This window comes from Micromonospora sp. NPDC047812 (assembly GCF_040704175.1).
Taxonomy (GTDB): Bacteria; Actinomycetota; Actinomycetes; order Mycobacteriales; family Micromonosporaceae; genus Micromonospora.
In genome coordinates, this window is record NZ_JBEYRY010000010.1 from 106710 (window position 1) to 125676 (window position 18967).

Genomic DNA, 18967 nt, shown 5'->3' on the forward strand with positions numbered 1-18967 from the left:
GGGCGGGGTCGGGTCCGGCGACCGCCGGCGGCGCCGCCGGGCACCCCCGGCGGCGACGCGACGTCGACGGGCGCTGCCTGAACCAGCCCGGAGCGCTTCGCGACCCGGCCGCCCGATGAGTCAACGCGCCGCCCACCGCCCGCGGTTGCGTCCACGGCAGGGATCGACGATCCGTCCCCGCGGCGGATGGGCCGCCTGCCGTGGCGCGTGGCTGGGCCGGCGGCATCCCCGCGTCGGCAGGAGGCAGGATAGTCGGGTGACTGCCCCCACCCGCCCGCCGTCGGCCGTGTTGGACGCGGTGCTCGAGCGGTTGACGTACGTGAACGAGGAGACCGGCTACACCGTCGCCCGGGTGGCCACCGACCGCGGCAGCGACCTGCTCACGGTGGTCGGTGCGCTGCTGGGAGCCCAGCCGGGGGAAAGCCTGCGCCTGACCGGTCGGTGGTCGTCGCACCCGCAGTACGGCCGGCAGTTCGAGGTGCACTCGTACACCACCGTCCTGCCGGCCACGATCCAGGGCATCCGCCGTTACCTCGGTTCCGGGCTGGTCAAGGGCATCGGTCCGGTGTTCGCCGAGCGGATCGTCGCCCACTTCGGCCTCGACACCCTCCGCGTGATCGAGGAGGAGCCCGCCCGGCTGGTCGAGGTGCCCGGCCTGGGGCCGAAGCGCACCGCGAAGATCACCGCGGCGTGGGAGGAGCAGAAGGCCATCAAGGAGGTGATGGTGTTCCTCCAGGGCGTCGGCGTGTCGACCTCCCTGGCCGTACGGATCTTCAAGCAGTACGGCGACGCCTCCATCACGGTCGTCAGGAACGAGCCGTACCGGCTGGCGGCCGACGTGTGGGGCATCGGCTTCAAGACGGCCGACACCATCGCGCAGGCCGTCGGGATCCCGCACGACAGCCCCCAGCGGGTCAAGGCCGGCCTGCAGTACACCCTGTCCGAGGCCACCGACAACGGGCACTGCTATCTGCCCGACGGGCAGTTGGTCGCCGACGCCACCAAGATCCTCAACGTGCCCGCCGACCTCGTCGCCACCTGCCTGGACGCGCTCGTCGGCGAGGAGGGGGTGGTCCGCGAGACGCTGCCCGGGCCGGACGGCGAGCCGACGGCGGCGGTGTACCTGGTGCCGTTCCACCGCGCCGAGCAGTCCCTCGCCGGATCCCTGCTGCGGCTGCTGCGCGACCGCGCCGACCGGCTGCCCCACTTCACCGGCGTCGACTGGGGCAGGGCGCTGGCCTGGCTGAAGGCCCGCACCGGCACCGAGCTGGCCCCCGAGCAGGAACAGGCGGTCCGCCTCGCCCTCACCTCCAGGGTCGCCGTGCTGACCGGCGGGCCCGGCTGCGGCAAGAGCTTCACCGTACGCTCGATCGTCGAACTCGCCGCCGCGAAGAAGGCCAAGGTCACCCTCGTCGCGCCGACGGGCCGCGCCGCGAAGCGGCTGTCGGAGCTGACCGGGCATCCGGCGGCCACCGTGCACCGGCTGTTGCAGCTGCGCCCCGGCGGGGAGGCCAGCCACGACCGCGACAACCCCCTCGACGTCGACCTCCTCGTGGTCGACGAGGCGTCCATGCTCGACCTCATCCTGGCCAACAAGCTCGTCAAGGCCGTCCCGCCCGGCGCACACCTGCTGCTCGTCGGCGACGTCGACCAGCTCCCCTCCGTCGGCGCCGGCGAGGTCCTGCGGGACCTGCTCGCCGCCCCGGCCATCCCCCGGGTCCGGCTGACGCAGGTGTTCCGCCAGGCCGCGGAGTCCGGCGTCGTCACCAACGCCCACCGCATCAACGCCGGCAAGCCGCCCCTGCTCCAGGGCCTCAGCGACTTCTTCCTGTTCGCCTGCGACGACACCGACGCCACCGCCGCCCTGACCGTCGACGTCGCCTGCACCCGGATCCCCGCCCGCTTCGGCCTCGACCCGCGCCGCGACGTCCAGGTCCTCACCCCCATGCACCGCGGACCCGCCGGCGCGGCGGCCCTGAACACGCTGCTCCAGCAGCGGCTCACCCCGGCCCGCGAGGGCCAACCCGAGCGCCGCCTGGGTGGACGGGTGTTCCGCGTCGGCGACAAGGTCACCCAGATCCGCAACAACTACGACAAGGGCCAGGCCGGCGTCTTCAACGGCACCGTCGGCATCGTCACGGCGCTGAGCACCGACGAGCAGACCCTGACGGTACGCACCGACGAGGACGAGAGCATCGACTACGACTTCGACGAACTCGACGAACTCGCCCACGCGTACGCCATGACCATCCACCGCTCGCAGGGCTCCGAGTACCCGGCGGTCGTCATCCCGCTGACCACCAGCGCCTGGATGATGCTGCAACGCAACCTGCTCTACACCGCCGTCACCCGCGCCAAGAAGCTCGTCGTCCTGGTCGGTTCCCGCCGCGCCCTCGCCGCCGCCGTCCGTACCGTCGGCGCCGGGCGCCGCCACACCGCCCTCGACCACCGCCTCGCCTGAGCGCCTCGCCGCCTCCGCACCGCCGGTACGGAACCGCGTGTCCCCTACGCCACGGGACGGGGCGCGGTCGGCGCGGGGCGCAGCGCCGCGAGCTGGATCTGCAACGCCAGCCGCGTGCGCGGCGAGTCGAGATCCACGGGGACGACCTCGGTGAGGCGACGCAACCGGTACCGGAGCGTGTTGGGATGCACGTGCAGCTGCCGGGCGGCCCGCTGCGGGTCGCCCTGCTGGTCGAGCCAGGCGGCGACCGTGGCGACGTAGTCGGTGCCGTGCTCCCGGTCGTGGGCCACGAGATCGGGCAGGGGGCCGCCCACCAGCAGGTCGGCGGTCGGCACGGCGCCGACCACCCGGTGCACGACGACTTCCGCCCAGTGGTCCTCGAACCGCAGCACCGGGCCCCGCTGCCCGGTCGGACCGCGCAACGCGAGCAGCTCCGCCGCCTCGGCGCGGGAGCGCGGCAGGTCCGTCAGGTCCCGGGCGACACCGCCGGACGCGGCGTACAGCCCGGGGTCCTGCGCGGCGACGTCGTGGATCAGCTTCTCCATCCATCGCCGGGACCCGGGCGAGGCGCCCTCGTCGACCAGGACGGCGAACAGGACGTCCCCGACGTCCGCGAGCAGCGGCTGGCGCCAGCCGTGCCGTCGGGTGATCGACTCCCACAGGGCGAGGTTGTCGACCATCTCCCCCGTCCCGCCGTGCGCGCCGAGGGCGACGACCCGCCACGGCCCCTCGGGGAGGGCCAGTTCCTCCCGGCCCATCCTCCCGGGGGCCCGCAGGACTGCCCGCAGGCGGTCGGCCGACACCCGGCGCGCGACGTCGGCCTGCACGCGCAGGCGGAGCAGGTGCAGGGCCAGCACGGACGCGGTGCCCTGGAGATCGCGCAGCCGCCCCTGCGGCACCGGGCCCTCGACGACGGCCCAGATCGAGCCGAGCAGCTCGCCTCCGGCGCGGATCGGGATGACGAGACGGGGCAGCGTCCCGTCCGGGCCCTGCGGTACGAAGATCAGCTCGCTGCCCGTCGCGAGCTTGCGGAAGACGCCCCGGGAACGGAAATGGGCGATCACGTTGCCGGGGGCGCGGCGGCCGACGATCGTCGACACGCGCGCCGGGTCGGTGCGGTCCTGGCGCGAGGAGTAGGCGAGCACCCGGGACCGGGCATCCTCGATCGTCACCGGCGCGTCGACCACGGCGGCGGTCGCGTCGGCGAGGGCGAACAGCTCGTCGTACACGCCGGGCTCCCCGGTCTCCGGCGAGCCGGGCGCGACGGCCCGGTCGATCATCCCGCGGAGCAGCCAGACGAGCTGGGCCCAGGAGCCGTGGCGTTGAAGCTCGACCAGGGTCAGGCGCCGTTCGGCGGCGGCCGACGTCACGTCGGGGTGCGCGGCCAGTGGGGGCTTGAGCACCAGGCCGGCCGCCCCGGTCTCCTGGCAGCGGGCGACGACGGCGATGGCCTGTTCCGGGGTCGCGACACCCGCGCCGAGGACGAGGTCGCCGCTCTGGCCGGTCGTGGCGTCGTCGGGTTCGGCGAGGGTCACGTCGCGTACCTCCGCCTCGTCGGCGGCGACGACGACCTTGAGCAACGCGGCGCCGGCCGCGTCCACCACGCCAGCCACGGTGAGCATGCCGCGATTGTGCCCCGATCTTGTGCGCGAGGGCCAATGACCTGGGCGATCGTTGGCCGGAACGGACAATGACCTCCCGGCCCGGCGGGGACAGGATTGCCGCGATCCCTGTCGCGCCCGAAGGAGAAGACGCCATGTCCCCCGCCGAGTCAGTGCCCGCCCCCCAGCACGTCGCCGTCGTCGGCGCGGGGATGGTCGGGCTGGCCACCGCCTGGTTCCTGCAGGAGCGGGGGGTCCGGGTCACCGTGCTCGACCGTACGGGGGTCGCGGCGGGCGCGTCGTGGGGCAACGCGGGCTGGCTCACCCCCGGCATCACCACTCCCCTGCCGGAGCCGGCGGTGCTGCGGTACGGGGTGCGCGCCGTGCTGAGCCCGTCCTCGCCCGTCTACGTTCCGCCGCGCGCCGACGCCCGGCTGCTGCGGTTCCTGGCCGGCTTCGCGCGGCACAGCACCGCGTCGAGGTGGCAGAGCGCGATGCGGGCCCTCATCCCGGTGAACCGGCGGGCGCTGGCGGCGTTCGACGCGCTGACGGCCGGTGGGGTCGCGGCGCCGACGCACGAGGCGAAGTCGTTCCTCGCCGCGTACCGGACCGAGGCCGAACGGTCGGTCCTGCTCGACGAGCTGGCGCACATCCACTCCGCCGGCCAGGGGATCGAGTTCGACGTCCTGACCGGGGCCGAGGCACGGGAGGTGGAGCCCTCCCTGTCGGACGCGGTCGGCGCCGCCATCCGCCTGCACGACCAGCGCTACGTCAACCCGGGGCAGTACGTGCACGCGCTGGCCGACTCCGTCCGCGCGCGGGGCGGAGCGATCGAGACCGGGGTGGACGTCGTGGACGTCCGCGACGAGGCGACCGGGGTCCGGGTGCTGACCTCCGCCGGCGCCGACGAGCGCTACGACGCGGTGGTGCTGGCGACCGGCACCTGGCTCGGCCAGCTGGCCCGGCGCTTCGGCGTCCGCACCCTCGTGCAGGCCGGCCGCGGCTACAGCTTCAGCGTCGCGATCGAGCACCTGCCGGCCGGTCCGGTCTACTTCCCCGCGCAGCGCGTGGCCTGCACGCCGCTGGGCGACCGGCTGCGCGTCGCCGGGATGATGGAGTTCCGCAGCGCCGAGGCGCCGCTGGACCGGCGCCGCATCTCGGCCATCGCCGAGGCCGCCCGACCGCTGCTGCGGGGCGCCGACCTGGATGCCCGCACCGACGAGTGGGTCGGCTCGCGGCCCTGCACCCCCGACGGCCTGCCCCTGATCGGCCGGACCAGGTCACCGCGCGTCTTCGCCGCCGGCGGCCACGGCATGTGGGGCATCACCCTCGGCCCGCTCACCGGCGAGCTGCTCGCCGAGCAGATCACCGGCGGTGGGCAGCCTGTGGAGCTGCGCCCCTTCGACCCGCTGCGCTGACGGGCACCGCCCGGGACCGACGAGCCGCCGGCCGGGCCTCGCTGCGCGCCGGACGGATGCCGCACGCGGGCGGGAGACGGGCGAGCCGCCCGCCTCCCGCACGCGGCCACCGGATCAGCACAGCCGACGCGCCAGCAGCCCAGGGCTTCCGGCGCCCGTCGAGGAAGCCCTGGTGGTCGGCGGGTCGCAAAGATCAGGAGGCGGTCGCGACCGGCGAGGGGTTGAGCCTGGCGAAGCCCTCCTGCCGCTGGTAAGGGAAGTACGGGTAGGGCGCGGTGCGGGCGCTGGCGGTGTCGAGCCGGGCGATCTGTTCGGGTGTGAGTGACCAGCCGACGGCTTCGATGTTCTGCCGCAGCTGCTCCTCGTTGCGGGCGCCGATGATGACGGTGGCCACGGTAGGTCGTCGCAGCAGCCAGTTGACCGCGATCTGCGGCACTGCCCGGCCGGTCTCGCGGGACAGCTCGTCGAGGACGTCCACGATGCGGAAGAGGTGCTCGTCGTCGACCGGCGGGCCGTAGGCGGCGGTGGCGTGCAGCCGGCTCGCGGGCGGTGGCGGGGTGTCGCGGCGGATCTTGCCGGTGAGTCGTCCCCAGCCGAGCGGGCTCCACACGACGGCTCCGACGCCCTGGTCGAGGCCCAGGGGCAGCAGTTCCCATTCGTAGTCCCGGCCGACCAGGGAGTAGTAGACCTGGTGCGCCACGTACCGGCAACGGTGGTCCCGGTCGGCGGCGGAGAGGGACTTCATGAGTTGCCAGCCGGCGAAGTTGGATGCGCCGACGTAGCGGATCTTGCCGGCCCGCACCAGGTCGTCCAGTGTCGCCACGACCTCTTCGACGGGCGTTGCGGCGTCGAAGGCGTGTAGCTGGAACAGGTCGATGTAGTCGGTGCCGAGTCGGCGCAGCGCTGCGTCGACCGATCGGATGAGCCGGGCCCGTGAGGTCCCCGCGTCGTTCGGTCCGTCGCCGGTCGGCAGGCCGCTCTTGGTGGAGATCAGGACGGCGTCGCGTCGGCCTCTGATCGCCTGCCCCAGCACCTCCTCGGACGCGCCGTCGGAGTACACGTCCGCGGTGTCGAACATGGTTATCCCGGCGTCCAGGCAGATGTCCACGAGGCGCCTGGCCTCGCGCGCGTCCGTGTTGCCCCAGGCACCGAAGAGCGGTCCGGAACCGCCGAAGGTGCCGGCGCCGAAGCTCAGCGCGGGCACGGTGAGGCCGGATGCCCCCAGTCGTCGGTACTCCACGATCACACCCCTTTATTAACGGAACTTCAGTTCCTTTAAGATGTTGCGTACGATAGCAGCCATCCGCAGTTAAGGGAACTGGAGACCCGTTATGACCGTCGGTGCCATCCGGCCCGGAGGACGGACCGCCCGGGTACGTGCCGCCGTGCTCCAAGCCGCCACTGACGCGCTCATCGAGCACGGCTTCGACCGTCTCGACCTCGCCGATGTGGCGCGCCGCGCCGAGGTGGGCAAGACGACGGTCTACCGCCGCTGGGGTACGGTCGCCGGCCTCGTCGCCGACCTGCTGGCGGACATGGCGGAGCAGTCCTCGCCCCGGGCCGACACCGGCTCGCTGATCGGGGACCTGCGCGCCAATGCCCGGCTCGTGCAGCGCACCCTGGTCGATCCGCGCCAGGGCGCGCTGTTCCGGGCGGTCATCGTCGCCGCGACCTGCGACCCCCGTGCCGCCGAAGCGCTACATCGCTTCTATGCCGTGCGCATCGCCGAGTGGGCTCCCTGCGTCGAGCAGGCCGTGCAGCGGGCGGAGCTGCCGGCGGGCACGGATGCGGCCGAAGTCATCCGCGCCGTCTCGGCCCCGCTCTACTACCGCCTGCTCGTCAGCGGAGATCCCGTCGACGAGGCCGCGGCGGACCGGGCTGCCGAAGGGGCAGCGGCAGCCGCCCGGGCCGGCGTCTACACGCCAGCCAACGGTCGCGACTGACGACGCACCACATCCTCACCTGCCGCGCTCATCGCTGGGCCCGAGGTGGCACGAACGGGAAGAGGCCGCCTTCGCCTGAGCTACGCCCGGCGCGACGAGACATCCGCCTACGCTCCGCAGCCGGCCCGGTACCGCGGCTCCGGCGGACGGCGGCCCCCCTCCGCACTGCGGCGCGCGGTCGGCGCGGTTCCCGGCCAGGCCAGCTCGGCTGCGAGCCGTCCGGTGACACCGATGACGTTTCGTACCCAGCTCCATGACAGTTGTATGAAGAAGCTGTGGAAGTAACCGGGAGTGGTTTCGCCGCCCTTCCGGCGGGGGCAACACGCAGCTCGACGACAACTCTCCGGAAGGACGGCTCCACGTGGAAGTCACCGGTTTCTTCACCGCCATCATCATCGGCCTGATCATCGGGGCGTTGGGCCGCCTGGTCGTGCCGGGCAAGCAGAACATCCCGATCTGGCTCACGCTGCTCATCGGTGTGGTGGCGGCAATCCTCGGCACCCTCGTCGCCGGGGCCCTGGGCGTGGACGACACCAGGGGGATCGACTGGATCGAGCTGGCCCTCCAGGTCGTCTTCGCCGCGATCGGTGTCGCCATCGCCGCCGGCGCCTACGGTCGCCGACGCATCCGCTGACCTGCACGTCCGACGGCGCCGGCCCACCCTCGCGGCGGGCCGGCGCCGTTCTGTCCGCCGTGCTGCCGTAGGACCGCGCCGGCGAAGACGGGTGGCGCGCCTAGCTACGACAGTCGCAGCTGGTGCGGCCGTGGGCGGCGCGCCGGTGGGGCGAGGGCCGGCAGGTGGCGCAGTACCGGGCCGACGGGCGGTGCGCCAGCTCCTCGATCGGGATGTCGCGGTCGCACCCCTTGCAGGTGCCGTAGCGGCCCTGTTCCAGGTAGTGCAGCGCCCGGGCGATGTCACCGAGGGCCCGTCGCGTGGCGGCGGTCAACGCGGCGGCGGCCTCGAGATCGGCGCCGTCGGAGCGCACCTGGCGGGCCTGCCGGTCCAGCAGCGCCAACTGGGTGCTGTGCCGCTCGTACTGCTCCTCCAGGACGATCCGGAGCACTCCCAGCTCGTCCTGCCTGTTCGCGACGTACACGATCGGTCCTTCTCCCTGCTCGCAACGAAAGAAAGGGCGGAGCGCTGATGCGCTCCGCCCGCCGTGTGCCGGTCCTGTGGATCTCGACCGGGTGGCGGCGGGCGGCCCTGGCGAGGCGCCCGCCGGGTCAGCGGCGCGACCATCGGCGCGACGGTGCCCCGGCGGACGCGGGCGACCGACGGCGCGACGAGGCGACGGGTGATCGCGCCCGCCGCGAGGTGGGCCCGCGGCCCGGCCGTCGCAGTCGTCCGCGACGGGGCAGAAAACTCCTGGTACGCCGCGGTGCGGGGCTGCCGGGAGGGGCCGGGGGCGATCACGGCGTCACCATAGACCGAACGCCCGCGTACCGGCCAGCGCCGGGCGCCTCGCGCCCGTCGTGAGGGCTGCCGGGTCGGTCGGGGCGGCCGTGACCCGTCACACAGGCCCCGAAATTGGCGTGCGCGTGGGCGACCCGGCGCTCTACGTTTCCGCCGTGACCCTCGACATCGTGAGCCTGGCGGACCGCCCCGACCTCGGCCGTTCGCTCGACGAGGACTTCGACGGGGCGTGGCCGCCGTTCATGCTGTGGGACCCGATGGGCGCGGTGTACTACGGCGTCGCCCACGACCTGTATCCCGAGTTCGTGTTCGCCGCCGTGGACCCCACCGACCCCGCGCGTGCGGTCGCCCGGGCGTACGCGGTGCCGTTTCGCTGGACGGAGTCCGAGCTTCCCGACGGTGGCTGGGACCGGGTGATCCAGCGCTCCACGATCAACCGCCTGACCGGCGCCGAGACGAACATCGTCTCGGCGTTGGAGATCTGCATCCGGCCCGACCGTCGCGGCACCGGGCTGTCCGCCGTGATGCTCGCCGCCATGCGGGAGGCCGTCGCGAAACGGGGCTACGACACGCTCGTCGCGCCGGTCCGGCCGAGCGGCAAGCACACCCGGCCCGAACTGCCGATGGCGGAGTACGCGGCGCAGGTCCGCGAGGACGGCCTGCCGGTCGACCCCTGGCTGCGGGTGCACGTCCGCGCGGGCGGACGCATCGAGCGCGTCGCCACCCGGTCGATGACGATCGCCGGGACCCTCGCCGACTGGCGGCGCTGGACGGGCCTGCCGTTCGACACCAGCGGGCCGGTCCACGTGCCGGGCGCCCTCGTGCCGGTGCACTGCGACGTGGCGCACGACCACGCCGTCTACGTCGAGCCCAACGTCTGGGTCAGGCACCGGCTCTAGGGGGTCGCGCCGCGGTCAGGCGCGGGCCAGTTCCGCAGCAGGGCGTCGAGGGCGTCCAGGACCCGTGACCAGGTCTCCTGGGTGTCGGGGGCGCTGTGGCTGAACCCGCCGCCCAGCTCCAGGCTCACGTAGCCGTGGAAGACGCTGCCCAGCAGTCGGACCGCGTGCGTCTGGTCCGGCTCCGTCAGGTCGTAGCCACGCAGCAACGCCCGCGTCATCTGCGCGTGTCTGCCGCCGGCGCTCGCCGCCGCCGTCTGCGGGTCCAGTCTGAGCTGGGCGGCGGCGTAGCGGCCGGGATGCTCCCGGGCGTAGTCGCGGTAGACGTTCGCGAGGGCGGTCAGGGCGTCCTTGCCGGCCCGTCCCGCGAGGGCGTCGGCGGCCCGGTCGGCGAGTTCCTCCAGGGCGAGCAGGGCGATCCTGGTTCTGAGGTCCTGGGAGCTCTTCAGGTGCGAGTAGAGGCTCGCGACCTTGACGTCGAACCGCCTGGCGACCGCCGAGACGGTCACCTGGTCGAAGCCGACCTCGTCGGCCAGTTCCGCCCCCGCCAGGGTCAGGCGTTCCGTGGTCAGTCCTGCGCGTGCCATGCTCCTCCACCCATCGGCATAACCTATTATGCATTTGCCTAATGGCTTTAGGCAAATTAGCCTCCGCCGTATGAAGCCGCTGACCGAACGCGAGATCCGCACCGCCTTCGTGAACTGCACCAAGGGCGAGGCGAAGCGCCTGTCCGTCCCGCGCGACCTGGCCGAGCGCCCCTGGGACGACCTGGACTACCTCGGCTGGCGAGATCCACAGGCCCCCCACCGCGCCTACCTCGTCACCGAGTTGGACGGCTGCCCGAGGGCCCTCGTGCTGCGCTGCCCCAGCCCCGCCCCCTCGCGACCACGGCGCGGCATGTGCTCGACGTGTCTGACCGCCCCCACCGGCGGCGTCTCCCTGATGGTCGCGCCGAAGGCGGGCAAGGCCGGGCAGCAGGGCAACACGGTCGGCACCTACCTGTGCAGCGACCTCGCCTGCTCCCTGTACGTGCGGGGAAAGAAGGACGCGGGCGCCGGCGCACGACTGCAGGAGTCACTCACCCTGGAGGAGAAGATCCAGCGGACCGTGGCGAACGTCGCCGCGTTCATCGCCACCGTGACCACCTGACCGCACTCACGGCAGGGCGGGGGGCGGCCCGGTGTAGCCGCTGTTCCAGCGGAACCGATAGGGCGGCTGGGCGTACTCCTCGTTGACGTGCGCGAGCCAACCCGCCGTCCGGGCGACCGAGAAGATCACCTCGGCGGCGCCCGGCCCCATGCCGGCCGCGTGCGACAGCACGGCGACCGCGAAGTCGACGTTGGGCAGGGCGCCCCGCCGCCGCGCCGTGGCCGTCAGGTCGTCCACGGCCCGCCGCAGGTCCCCCTCGATCGGCAGGTCCGCGACGAGGTCGAGCAGGGTCGCGCCACGCGGGTCGCCCGCCGGGTAGAGCGGATGCCCGAACCCGGGCAGGTCACCGGCCCGCAGCCACTCGGCGATCGCGGCCGACGCCCCGTCCCGCCGGGCGGCCTCGATCATCCGGTGGACGCCGCTGCCGACGGCTCCGTGCATCGGCCCGTCCAGCGCCCCGAGGCCCGCCAGCACCGCCGCGTAGGGGTTCGCCCGGGTCGAGGCCGCGACGCGTACCGCGATGGTCGACGCGGCCAGGTCGTGGTCGGCGAGCAGGACGAGCGCGGCGTTGAGCGCCCGGAGACCGGCCGCGGACGGTGGCGTGCCCGTCAGCCGCGACCACAGCCGGGCCGCGAGCCGCTCCTCGGCGGGCGCCTGCCCGGCCAGGGGCAGGGCGTCGACCATGGTGGACAGCAGCGCCGGCGCGAGGGCCGTCACGGTCGCGGGCGCCAGGTCGAAGCGCAGCGGGTCCATCGCGGCGGCGACGGCGACGACCACCGGCAGGCGGTCGAACAGCCGCGCCCGGGCCGGCAGGTGGGCGCTCGCCAGCCTGGCCCTGTCGAGGGTCTCGGCGGACGCCGCGAAGGCGCCCCGGTGCCGTTCCCCCGTCCACAGCCAGTGCGCGACCTCCTCGAACGCGGTCGCCGGCGCGAGCGTGCCGACGTCCAGCCCCCGGTAGTGCAGCCGCCCGTAGGCGATCAACGTGGTGGCGGTCCGCATCGCGGGGGCCGCGTCGCGGTCCGGCCGGGTCGCCTGCGTCCGGGCGGCCAGCCGCTCGACGTCGGTCAGCCGGAACCGGCTGATCCGTTCGCCGGGAACCTTGACCCGGGGAATCAACCCGCGACTGACGTACGCGTAGATCGTCTCCGGCTTGACGCGCAGGCGAAGCGCCGCCTCGGCGGTCGTCAGCAGGTGTTCCCCGGACATGTGGGCATGGTCTCACATTGACTGAATCAACGTTGACCGTGCCCGCTCGACGGCGTGACGCTGCCCGCATGCCTGACACCATCACCGTTCCGCGCGGGCTCGCCGGCGTCGTGGTCACCGACACCACGATCGGCCGCGTCCGCGGCGCCGAGGGCTTCTACCACTACCGGCAGTACTCCGCGATCGACCTGGCGGAGCAGCGCACCCTGGAGGACGTCTGGGCGCTGCTGGTCGACGGTCGCCTGCCCGCCGATCCCACGGCCCTGCGCCGCGAGATCGCGCCGCTGCGCCACATCCCGCCCGCCGTCGCCGCCGCGCTGCCCGACATCGCCGCGGCGTCGACGTCGCCGGACCCGATGGGCGGGCTACGCGCCGCGCTGGCCGTCGCCGGCCTCGCCGCCGGGGCCCGCCCGCTGTACGACACCTCGCCGGCGCAGCGCCGGGCGCAGGCCATGGCGCTCTGCGCGCTCACGCCCAGCCTGCTGGCCGCGCTGTTCCGGCTGCGGGCGGGGCTGGAGCCGGTCGAGTCGCGCGACGACCTGTCGCACGCGGCGAACTACCTGTACATGATCACCGGCGAGGAACCGTCCGCCGCGCACGCCCGCGCGATCGAGCGCTACCTGATCGCGACCGTCGATCACGGCTTCAACGCCTCCACCTTCACCGCCCGCGTCGTCGCCTCCACCGGCGCCGACATCTACGCCTGCGTCGGCGGCGCCCTCGGCGCGCTCTCCGGCCCGCTGCACGGGGGCGCGCCCAGCCGGGCCCTCGACACCCTCGACGCCATCGGCTCCCTCGACCGGGCCGACGCGTGGCTGCGCGAGCGGATCCTGAAGGGCGAGCGGATCATGGGATTCGGGCACCCCGTCTACCGCACCGAGGATCCCCGCTCGCGCCTGCTCAAGGGGATCGCCCGCTCCCTCGGCGGCGATCTGGTGGACTTCGCCGTGGCCGTCGAGGAGCGGGTCCTGTCGCTGCTGGCGGAACTGAAGCCGGGCCGGGAACTGCACACCAACGTGGAGTACTACGCCGGCGTGGTCATGCACCTGTGCGGGCTGCCCAGGGAGATGTTCACGCCGACGTTCGCCACCAGCCGGGTGATCGGATGGTGCGCCAACGTGCTGGAACAGGCCGAGGACTCGAAGATCATCCGGCCGGACTCGCGCTACGTCGGCGCCAGCGCGCCCCAACCGCTGCCGACCACAGCCGCACCGCCGCCGGCCTAGGCCCGGTCCGGTTCCCGTACGCGTCGCACGCCCGGCGCGACGACGTCACCCGGTTACGGGCGCGGCCCCGCCGCGCGGGCAGGCGAGCCACCGCACCGGTGGTGCCAGCGCACCGGCCCCCGGCCTCGCCGCGCCCGTCCTCGGCACCACCGGCCCGCCGGGGACGCCCGGGACGCCCGGGACGGTCGCGCCGAGAAGGTCCGGCGTCCCGGCGGCGGGGGCGGTCGAGACGAGAAGGTCCGACGTCACGCCGGGGGTGATGCCCCGAGCGGCCTGCGCCCGGTACGGCGGGCCGACCCGCTCGGGTGCGGCCGTGCCGGCGGCGGCCAGCGTCACGAACGCCACCGCGACGACGGCGGCGGCGAGGGCCGCGCGAGGTTCGGCACGCAGCCCGCTCGACGGGGCCTGATCCGGGCGGACCGGCGGCGGTGGCACCGGCCGCGCACGCCGGTGGGCGGCCAGGAGCGCCTCGAGCTGCGCGGTGACGGCGGCCCGTCCGCCCGTGGCGGCGGCGAAGGCGAGGGTGAGGTAGAAGCGGAAGTTCACGGTCCCGGCGGCGGGCACCCGCAGCCCGGCGAGCCGCCGCCCGTCGGCGGCGTGCAGCAGGGTGAGCGGGAGCGCACGGTGGTGCGCGGGCCCCACCAGGTCCGCGTACCTCCACTCGTGCCGCCGCCCGCGCTCCGAGGAGAAGGCGACGCGGCGGCTGGTCACGACGGCCAGTCCGGTGTCGAGGACCCGCGCGCCCCTGGGCAGCGCGCGGCCGGCGACGTCGTCCGTGGCGACGGTCAGGCCCGGTGCGGGCAGCCCGGTGCCGTGCCGTGCGTCCACCTCGACCAGGTCCGCGACCGGCAGCACCCGGTAGACGACCTCGTCGTCGTCGAGGGCCACCGGCAGGCCGGCACGCGGCTGCGTACAGCCGAGGAACCCGGCCGCCTCGATCCGCAGCCGGACCAGGTGGTCGTGGCGCAGCTGCCAGGCCGCGGACCGCGCGTCGTACGCGCGCCGACGCCGGTCGTTCTCGCGCTCCGCCCACCTGATCCGCCACGCAGGCTGCGCCGACGCCGGGACCGCCATGATGGAGTACGGGGCTGCCGTCACGTCTCGTACAACCACCGGCCGCGCGATGAGGAAACTGGTGCCGGTCGATACTTCCCATTGTTACCGGTAGGGGCGGTTCGGCCCTCGATCCCGGACTACCGACCGTCCACGCCGCCACACGGCGCTCCCACGCCCATCCGCACCTGCGCCTGCCGCCCGGCCGAGCGAAGCACCATCGGCACGCAGGCCGGCCGCGCCACCCAGGTCCCGCCGGCGAAGGCCAGCCACTGCGGCCGACCCGTGCCGGGACCACGCAGTACCGTCGTTCGATGCGCACGAGGGCGGAGCATGCGGTGAACCTCCACGGAGGAACCCCTCGGCTTGTCGGGGAGGAGGACCTCGCCGGCTTCACCGCCGGGCAGTTCCTGGACGTGGTGAAGGCCCTCACGGCGATCCTCACGCTGCCCCCGTCGGCCGCCGACCGCGTCGACGCCCTCGCCGTGGCCACCGGCCAGGGAGAGGAGTGGCGGCTCAGCCACGCGATCCGCGGTTGGGAGGCGAACCCCGGCCTGCGTCACCTCCTGGTGACGAACGGGAACCCGGCCGAGGAGACCTACGTCGAACTCACGCTCGACCACCTGCGCGGCCTCGGCCTCCGTCGGTGCGAGGGGGTCTGCCTCCAGGCCGGACCCGCCCCCCACACCGGCCGGCAGGCCGCCTGGATCGCCGAGCAGGCGCAGGGCCTCGGCATCGCGAGCCTCGCGCTCGCCGTCTCCCCCTACCACCTGCCCCGCGCCTACCTCACGGTCCTCAAGGCACTGGACAGGAAGAGCCTCCGCCTGCCCGTCATCCCGGTCCCCGTGGCCGTCTCCCCCGACACGCCCGTCCCGGAGACCGGGGCCACCGCCTACGACCTCGTACCGGGGGAAGTGAAACGGATCCTGACCTACATGGACGACGACCAGGTCGCCACCCTCGGGGAACTCCAGCACTACCTGCGGTGGCTGTGGAGTCGCCACGAGTCCCTCCTCGTCGGGGCCCCGGGCCGAGCCGAACGGCCCGACGGTCCGTCGGCGGCCCGGATCGCGCTGCCCTGAGCAGAATCGCTCGCCTTCCGGGCCGTAGGGCCGGAGGCTGGCGGCATGGGAACGGGCTTCAGCGGCGAGGTGGCCACGTACTACGCGAGACACCGGCGCGGGTACCCGCCGGAGGTGATCGACGCCGTCGTCGGGGCCTTCGGTCTCGGCGACGGCGACACGGTCGTCGACCTCGGCTGCGGCACCGGACAGCTGAGCCTGCCGCTCGCCGCCCGGGTGGGCGCGGTCGTCGGCGTGGATCCGGAGCCGGACATGCTGGCGTTGGCCCGCCGGGCCGCCCTCGACGCGGGAGCGACCAACGCCGCGTGGCTGCTCGGCGCGGACACCGACCTGCCCGTCCTGGGCCGGCTGCTGGGTGACGGGGCGGTCGGCGCCCTGTCCGTCGCCGTCGCGATCCACTTCATGGACCGCGAGGCGCTGTTCCGGGCCGCCCGGCCGCTGCTGCGCCCCGGCGGCGGGATCGTCGTGATCACCAACGGCGACCCGCTCTGGTCGCAGGACGCCGAATGGTCGCAGACCCTGCGCGGATGCCTGGAAGGGCTGCTCGGGCACCCCGTCACCGCGACGTGCCAGACCGACGCCGCCGGCCGCCGGCGCAACCGGGACGCCCTCGCCGCCGCCGGCTACCGGGTGGCGGAGTCGTCGGTGGAGTACGCCGCGCCGCTCACCGTGCACGACATGGTCGGCGGCGTCTTCTCCGCGATGTCACCTGACCTGCTGCCCTCGCCACCGGAGCGGGCCGCGTTCACCGCCGAGGTCCGCGACGCCCTCGGCGGGCGGGAGGCGGTCACCGAGCGGGTCCACGTCTCGCTCCAGTTCGGCCTGCCCGGCTGACCCGTCCGACGCCCGGCCGCCACGAAGCGCAGGGGCCCCGCCGAGATGGCGGGACCCCTGCGTCGACGCTACGGTCGGGTGCCGGTCAGCACCAGCCGTTGATCGGGCCGTTCACGCCGCTCGCCAGGTAGGCGTCGGAGATCCAGGTGCCGTCGCTCAGCCGGTTCCACAGCGCGGTGGTGCCGTACCGCCCGGTGTGGGACGTGCCGTTGGCGGAGCAGGAGACGGTGACCGTGGCGCCGTCGCCGACCGATCCGCGCACGGCGTAGCCGGTGCCGGGCCCGGACCGCTTGTTCACCGAGCCCCCGCCGTTGGCGTCGACCACCGCCTGGTTGAAGCCCAGCGCCCCGTAGTTGTAGAGGCCGGCGCCGGCGCCGGCCCAGGCCGAGCCGTGCCGCGCGCCGCCCTGGTAGGGGCCGGCGCCGTTGACGAACTCCCACTTGCCGAGGCCGTGCCCGCCGATGGAGACGTAGGCGCTGTTCTGCCGCAGCCCGAAGTGGACGTGCCGGCCGGAGGCCGCCCCGCCGCAGGTGACGTCGGTGCCCGTGTAGCCCAGGTAGGCGCCCTGGCCGACGGCGGCGCCGTTGACCGAGATGCTGCTCCACAGGTGGTAGTAGTCGGTGGAGTAGCCCCGGTCGTGGATCACCCGGATCCACCCCGTGCACATCGTGTACGCCGTGCCGGCCCGCGCCGCGCGGACAACCTGGTCACCGCCGGCCAGGTCGATCGAGCTGTACGGCGTCTCGGAGCCGCCCCAGCCGTGCGGGCCGCCGGTCAGCGTCCAGGTCTGGCCGACCGCGAAGGGCAGGGCCATCCCGGTCCGGTAGTCGCCGCCCGCCTGCATGGTGCTCGGGGTGCGCTGGAAGACCGCCTTCTCCTGCTTGTTCACCAGCGGCGACTCGGCGGCCAGTTCGCTGAACCCGGCCTCGCCGTCGAAGTTCACCCGCCACCTACCGGCCTCGGCACGGGCGATGAAGATCGCGCCGGTCGGGTGGACGTCCTTCTCGTGGGTGGTGACGGCCACCGCGGTGCCGAAGGCCCACTGGCCGTTCCTGCGGGTGACGGTCACGCGGGTCTCGGAGCTCTCGGCGTGCTCCGCCGCGGGGCTGCCTGCGTGCTCCGCCGCGGGGCTGCCGGCGTGCTCCGCCTCCGTGGTCCGGACCTGCGCGCGCAGCTTGGCGGCGACGGCGTCCTCCACGCTCACGCGGACCGGGTCCGGGGTGGGCGCGGCGTGCGCGGCGGTGCCCGCGACCAGGAGTTCCGTCGCCAGCAAGGCTGTGGCGATGCCTGCCCATCGTCTGATGTGCACCATTGACGACCTCTTTCAAATCGAAGGACATCGCTAAGTTGTGCTGACGATAGACAGAACGAGGAAGATTGTCTACACGTTGACCCGTCGGCAATGAAGGTATGTTTCGGCGCGGGGACCGAAGATCCACGGTCGGCGGGCGGGGCCCCGCCGGACCGGGGACGCCCGCCGCACGAATCTGCTGGTCGACGCCCCTCGGCGCGGGTCGGGTGGAAGACTGGAGCTGTCGCCGAGGGGGATCCCGTATGTCTGCTGGTCGCTATCTTGCGGTCGCCGGTCCGCGCGAACTGCGTGCGGGAGAGGTGTCCGGGACCGAGCCCGGGCCCGGTCGCGTGACCGTCGACATCACGTACACGGGGATCTGCGGCACGGACGTGCACGGCTACACCGACGGGCACATGCTGCCGCCGGCGGTCTTCGGGCACGAGTGGACCGGTTCGGTCTCTGCGGTGGGCGCCGGCGTGGACGGGTTGCGGGTCGGCCAGCGCGTGGTCGGCGCGGTGGGGCCGGCGTGCGGCCGCTGCCGCCAGTGCGTCGCCGGGCACGCCCGCAACTGCGACACCGTGTTCGCCGAGGCCAACGGGGTCGACGCCGACGCGCCGCCGCACGGCGCCTTCGCCACCCGGGTGCAGGTCACGGCGCGGCGGGTGATCCCGGTTCCGGAGAGTCTCTCGGCGGTGGAGGCGGCGCTCGTGGAGCCGGCCACGGTCACCTTCCACGCCGTGCGGCGGGTGGCGGCGCAGTACGGCAGCACCACCCTGGTCCAGGGCGCCGGCCCGATCGGGCTGCTCACCGCCCAACACGCGCGCAACGCCGGGGCGGGGCCGATGATCATCTCGGAGCCCTCGGCGGCGCGTCGAGCGCTGGCCGGCAAGCTCGGCTTCGCCCACGTGGTCGAGCCCGCCGACCTGCGGGCCGCGCTGGACGAACTCACCGCGGGCTTGGGCGCCGACGTCGTGTACGAGTGCAGCGGCGTTCCGTCGCTGTTCCAGCCGTCGGCGGAGCTGGTGCGCCGGGGCGGGACGCTCGCGTTGCTCGGCTACCCGCTGGAGAACTCGAGCGTCAGCTACGGCGACTGGCAGAGCCGGGAACTGACGGTGATCGGATCGCTGGCCTACCACCACGAGGACTTCGTGGGCGCAATGCACGCGATCGGCGCACACCGCATCGACGTGGCGGCACTGCACACGGGCACCTTCGGGCTGTCGTCGCTGAAGGACGTCCTCGACGAACTCGACTCGGGACGCAGCGAGCACACCAAGGTGCTGATCGACCCGAACCAGCCGGACGGGGCCTGAGTCGGCGGGCCACAGTCGCCGGGTCAGTGCGGGAAGACCCGGGGCGCGCGCCGCTCGGTCTCGTCGCGGAAGTCCCC

At 73.9% G+C, this 18967-nt stretch carries 17 protein-coding genes; 10 read left to right on the forward strand and 7 right to left on the reverse strand.

Annotated elements, in window-relative coordinates; translation table 11 throughout:
• Positions 1-256 precede the first annotated feature (256 nt).
• The gene (locus AB0883_RS26355; protein WP_366644017.1) at positions 257-2461 is read left to right on the forward strand and encodes an ATP-dependent RecD-like DNA helicase; all 2205 of its coding nucleotides are present in this window, start codon (positions 257-259) and stop codon (positions 2459-2461) included.
• 44 nt (positions 2462-2505) lie between these two features.
• On the opposite strand, the gene AB0883_RS26360 is transcribed toward AB0883_RS26355, so the two are convergent.
• Positions 2506-4083 (reverse strand): helix-turn-helix domain-containing protein, encoded by a 1578-nt coding sequence (locus tag AB0883_RS26360; RefSeq protein ID WP_366644018.1) that lies wholly within the window; start codon positions 4081-4083, stop codon positions 2506-2508.
• Positions 4084-4217: 134 nt separating this feature from the next.
• On the opposite strand from AB0883_RS26360, the gene AB0883_RS26365 reads away from it, so the two are divergent.
• On the forward strand, positions 4218-5480 hold the full coding sequence (locus AB0883_RS26365) for an FAD-dependent oxidoreductase (protein WP_366644019.1): 1263 nt from the start codon (positions 4218-4220) through the stop codon (positions 5478-5480).
• A gap of 193 nt (positions 5481-5673) precedes the next feature.
• Here the strand turns inward: AB0883_RS26365 and AB0883_RS26370 are convergent, their stop codons facing one another.
• Positions 5674-6720: an aldo/keto reductase gene (locus tag AB0883_RS26370; RefSeq protein ID WP_366644020.1), complete on the reverse strand. Its 1047-nt coding sequence runs from the start codon at positions 6718-6720 to the stop codon at positions 5674-5676.
• A gap of 91 nt (positions 6721-6811) precedes the next feature.
• Here AB0883_RS26370 and AB0883_RS26375 point away from each other — a divergent pair, with 91 nt between their 5' ends.
• Both AB0883_RS26375 and AB0883_RS26380 read left to right on the forward strand, forming a co-directional pair.
• On the forward strand, positions 6812-7423 hold the full coding sequence (locus AB0883_RS26375; protein WP_366644021.1) for a TetR/AcrR family transcriptional regulator: 612 nt from the start codon (positions 6812-6814) through the stop codon (positions 7421-7423).
• Between the two features lie 361 nt (positions 7424-7784).
• Positions 7785-8057, forward strand: coding sequence for a GlsB/YeaQ/YmgE family stress response membrane protein (locus tag AB0883_RS26380; RefSeq protein WP_121398573.1), 273 nt, complete (start codon positions 7785-7787; stop codon positions 8055-8057).
• A 100-nt stretch (positions 8058-8157) separates the two neighbouring features.
• Here AB0883_RS26380 and AB0883_RS26385 read toward each other — a convergent pair whose 3' ends face one another.
• The gene (locus AB0883_RS26385; protein WP_366644022.1) at positions 8158-8520 is read right to left on the reverse strand and encodes a hypothetical protein; all 363 of its coding nucleotides are present in this window, start codon (positions 8518-8520) and stop codon (positions 8158-8160) included.
• 472 nt (positions 8521-8992) lie between these two features.
• Between AB0883_RS26385 and AB0883_RS26390 the strand changes: the two genes are divergently transcribed.
• Positions 8993-9736, forward strand: coding sequence for an N-acetyltransferase (locus AB0883_RS26390; RefSeq protein ID WP_366644023.1), 744 nt, complete (start codon positions 8993-8995; stop codon positions 9734-9736).
• Here the strand turns inward: AB0883_RS26390 and AB0883_RS26395 are convergent.
• On the reverse strand, positions 9733-10320 hold the full coding sequence (locus AB0883_RS26395; RefSeq protein ID WP_366644024.1) for a WHG domain-containing protein: 588 nt from the start codon (positions 10318-10320) through the stop codon (positions 9733-9735). The two genes, AB0883_RS26390 and AB0883_RS26395, sit on opposite strands and share 4 nt — an antisense overlap.
• A gap of 70 nt (positions 10321-10390) precedes the next feature.
• On the opposite strand from AB0883_RS26395, the gene AB0883_RS26400 reads away from it, so the two are divergent.
• Entirely contained in the window at positions 10391-10882 is a 492-nt protein-coding gene (locus AB0883_RS26400; protein ID WP_366644025.1) for an FBP domain-containing protein, read from the forward strand.
• Positions 10883-10888: 6 nt separating this feature from the next.
• Here the strand turns inward: AB0883_RS26400 and AB0883_RS26405 are convergent, their stop codons facing one another.
• Entirely contained in the window at positions 10889-12088 is a 1200-nt protein-coding gene (locus tag AB0883_RS26405) for a citrate synthase (RefSeq protein ID WP_366644026.1), read from the reverse strand.
• Between the two features lie 68 nt (positions 12089-12156).
• On the opposite strand from AB0883_RS26405, the gene AB0883_RS26410 reads away from it, so the two are divergent.
• Positions 12157-13314 (forward strand): citrate/2-methylcitrate synthase, encoded by a 1158-nt coding sequence (locus tag AB0883_RS26410; RefSeq protein ID WP_366644027.1) that lies wholly within the window; start codon positions 12157-12159, stop codon positions 13312-13314.
• Positions 13315-13359: 45 nt separating this feature from the next.
• Here the strand turns inward: AB0883_RS26410 and AB0883_RS26415 are convergent, their stop codons facing one another.
• Entirely contained in the window at positions 13360-14412 is a 1053-nt protein-coding gene (locus AB0883_RS26415; protein WP_366644028.1) for a hypothetical protein, read from the reverse strand.
• A 269-nt stretch (positions 14413-14681) separates the two neighbouring features.
• Between AB0883_RS26415 and AB0883_RS26420 the strand changes: the two genes are divergently transcribed.
• Positions 14682-15449 carry a hypothetical protein gene (locus AB0883_RS26420; RefSeq protein WP_366644029.1) on the forward strand — a complete coding sequence of 256 codons (768 nt, stop codon included), beginning with the start codon at positions 14682-14684 and terminating at the stop codon, positions 15447-15449.
• A 45-nt stretch (positions 15450-15494) separates the two neighbouring features.
• On the forward strand, positions 15495-16283 hold the full coding sequence (locus AB0883_RS26425) for a class I SAM-dependent methyltransferase (protein ID WP_366644030.1): 789 nt from the start codon (positions 15495-15497) through the stop codon (positions 16281-16283).
• An 85-nt stretch (positions 16284-16368) separates the two neighbouring features.
• Here the strand turns inward: AB0883_RS26425 and AB0883_RS26430 are convergent, their stop codons facing one another.
• Positions 16369-17595 (reverse strand): peptidoglycan DD-metalloendopeptidase family protein, encoded by a 1227-nt coding sequence (locus AB0883_RS26430; RefSeq protein WP_366644031.1) that lies wholly within the window; start codon positions 17593-17595, stop codon positions 16369-16371.
• Between the two features lie 329 nt (positions 17596-17924).
• On the opposite strand from AB0883_RS26430, the gene AB0883_RS26435 reads away from it, so the two are divergent.
• Positions 17925-18890, forward strand: a complete 966-nt coding sequence (locus AB0883_RS26435; RefSeq protein ID WP_366644032.1) for a zinc-binding dehydrogenase — start codon at positions 17925-17927, stop codon at positions 18888-18890.
• Positions 18891-18967 lie beyond the last annotated feature (77 nt).

Bases quoted from the DNA above. Each gene is read 5' to 3' on its own strand.
- AB0883_RS26360 (WP_366644018.1), bottom strand. From the start codon at position 4,083: ATGCTCACCGTGGCTGGCGTGGTGGACGCGGCCGGCGCCGCGTTGCTC.
- AB0883_RS26365 (WP_366644019.1), top strand. From the start codon at position 4,218: ATGTCCCCCGCCGAGTCAGTGCCCGCCCCCCAGCACGTCGCCGTCGTC.
- AB0883_RS26375 (WP_366644021.1), top strand. From the start codon at position 6,812: ATGACCGTCGGTGCCATCCGGCCCGGAGGACGGACCGCCCGGGTACGT.
- AB0883_RS26395 (WP_366644024.1), bottom strand. From the start codon at position 10,320: ATGGCACGCGCAGGACTGACCACGGAACGCCTGACCCTGGCGGGGGCG.
- AB0883_RS26400 (WP_366644025.1), top strand. From the start codon at position 10,391: ATGAAGCCGCTGACCGAACGCGAGATCCGCACCGCCTTCGTGAACTGC.
- AB0883_RS26405 (WP_366644026.1), bottom strand. From the start codon at position 12,088: ATGTCCGGGGAACACCTGCTGACGACCGCCGAGGCGGCGCTTCGCCTG.
- AB0883_RS26410 (WP_366644027.1), top strand. From the start codon at position 12,157: ATGCCTGACACCATCACCGTTCCGCGCGGGCTCGCCGGCGTCGTGGTC.
- AB0883_RS26420 (WP_366644029.1), top strand. From the start codon at position 14,682: ATGCGCACGAGGGCGGAGCATGCGGTGAACCTCCACGGAGGAACCCCT.
- AB0883_RS26425 (WP_366644030.1), top strand. From the start codon at position 15,495: ATGGGAACGGGCTTCAGCGGCGAGGTGGCCACGTACTACGCGAGACAC.
- AB0883_RS26430 (WP_366644031.1), bottom strand. From the start codon at position 17,595: ATGGTGCACATCAGACGATGGGCAGGCATCGCCACAGCCTTGCTGGCG.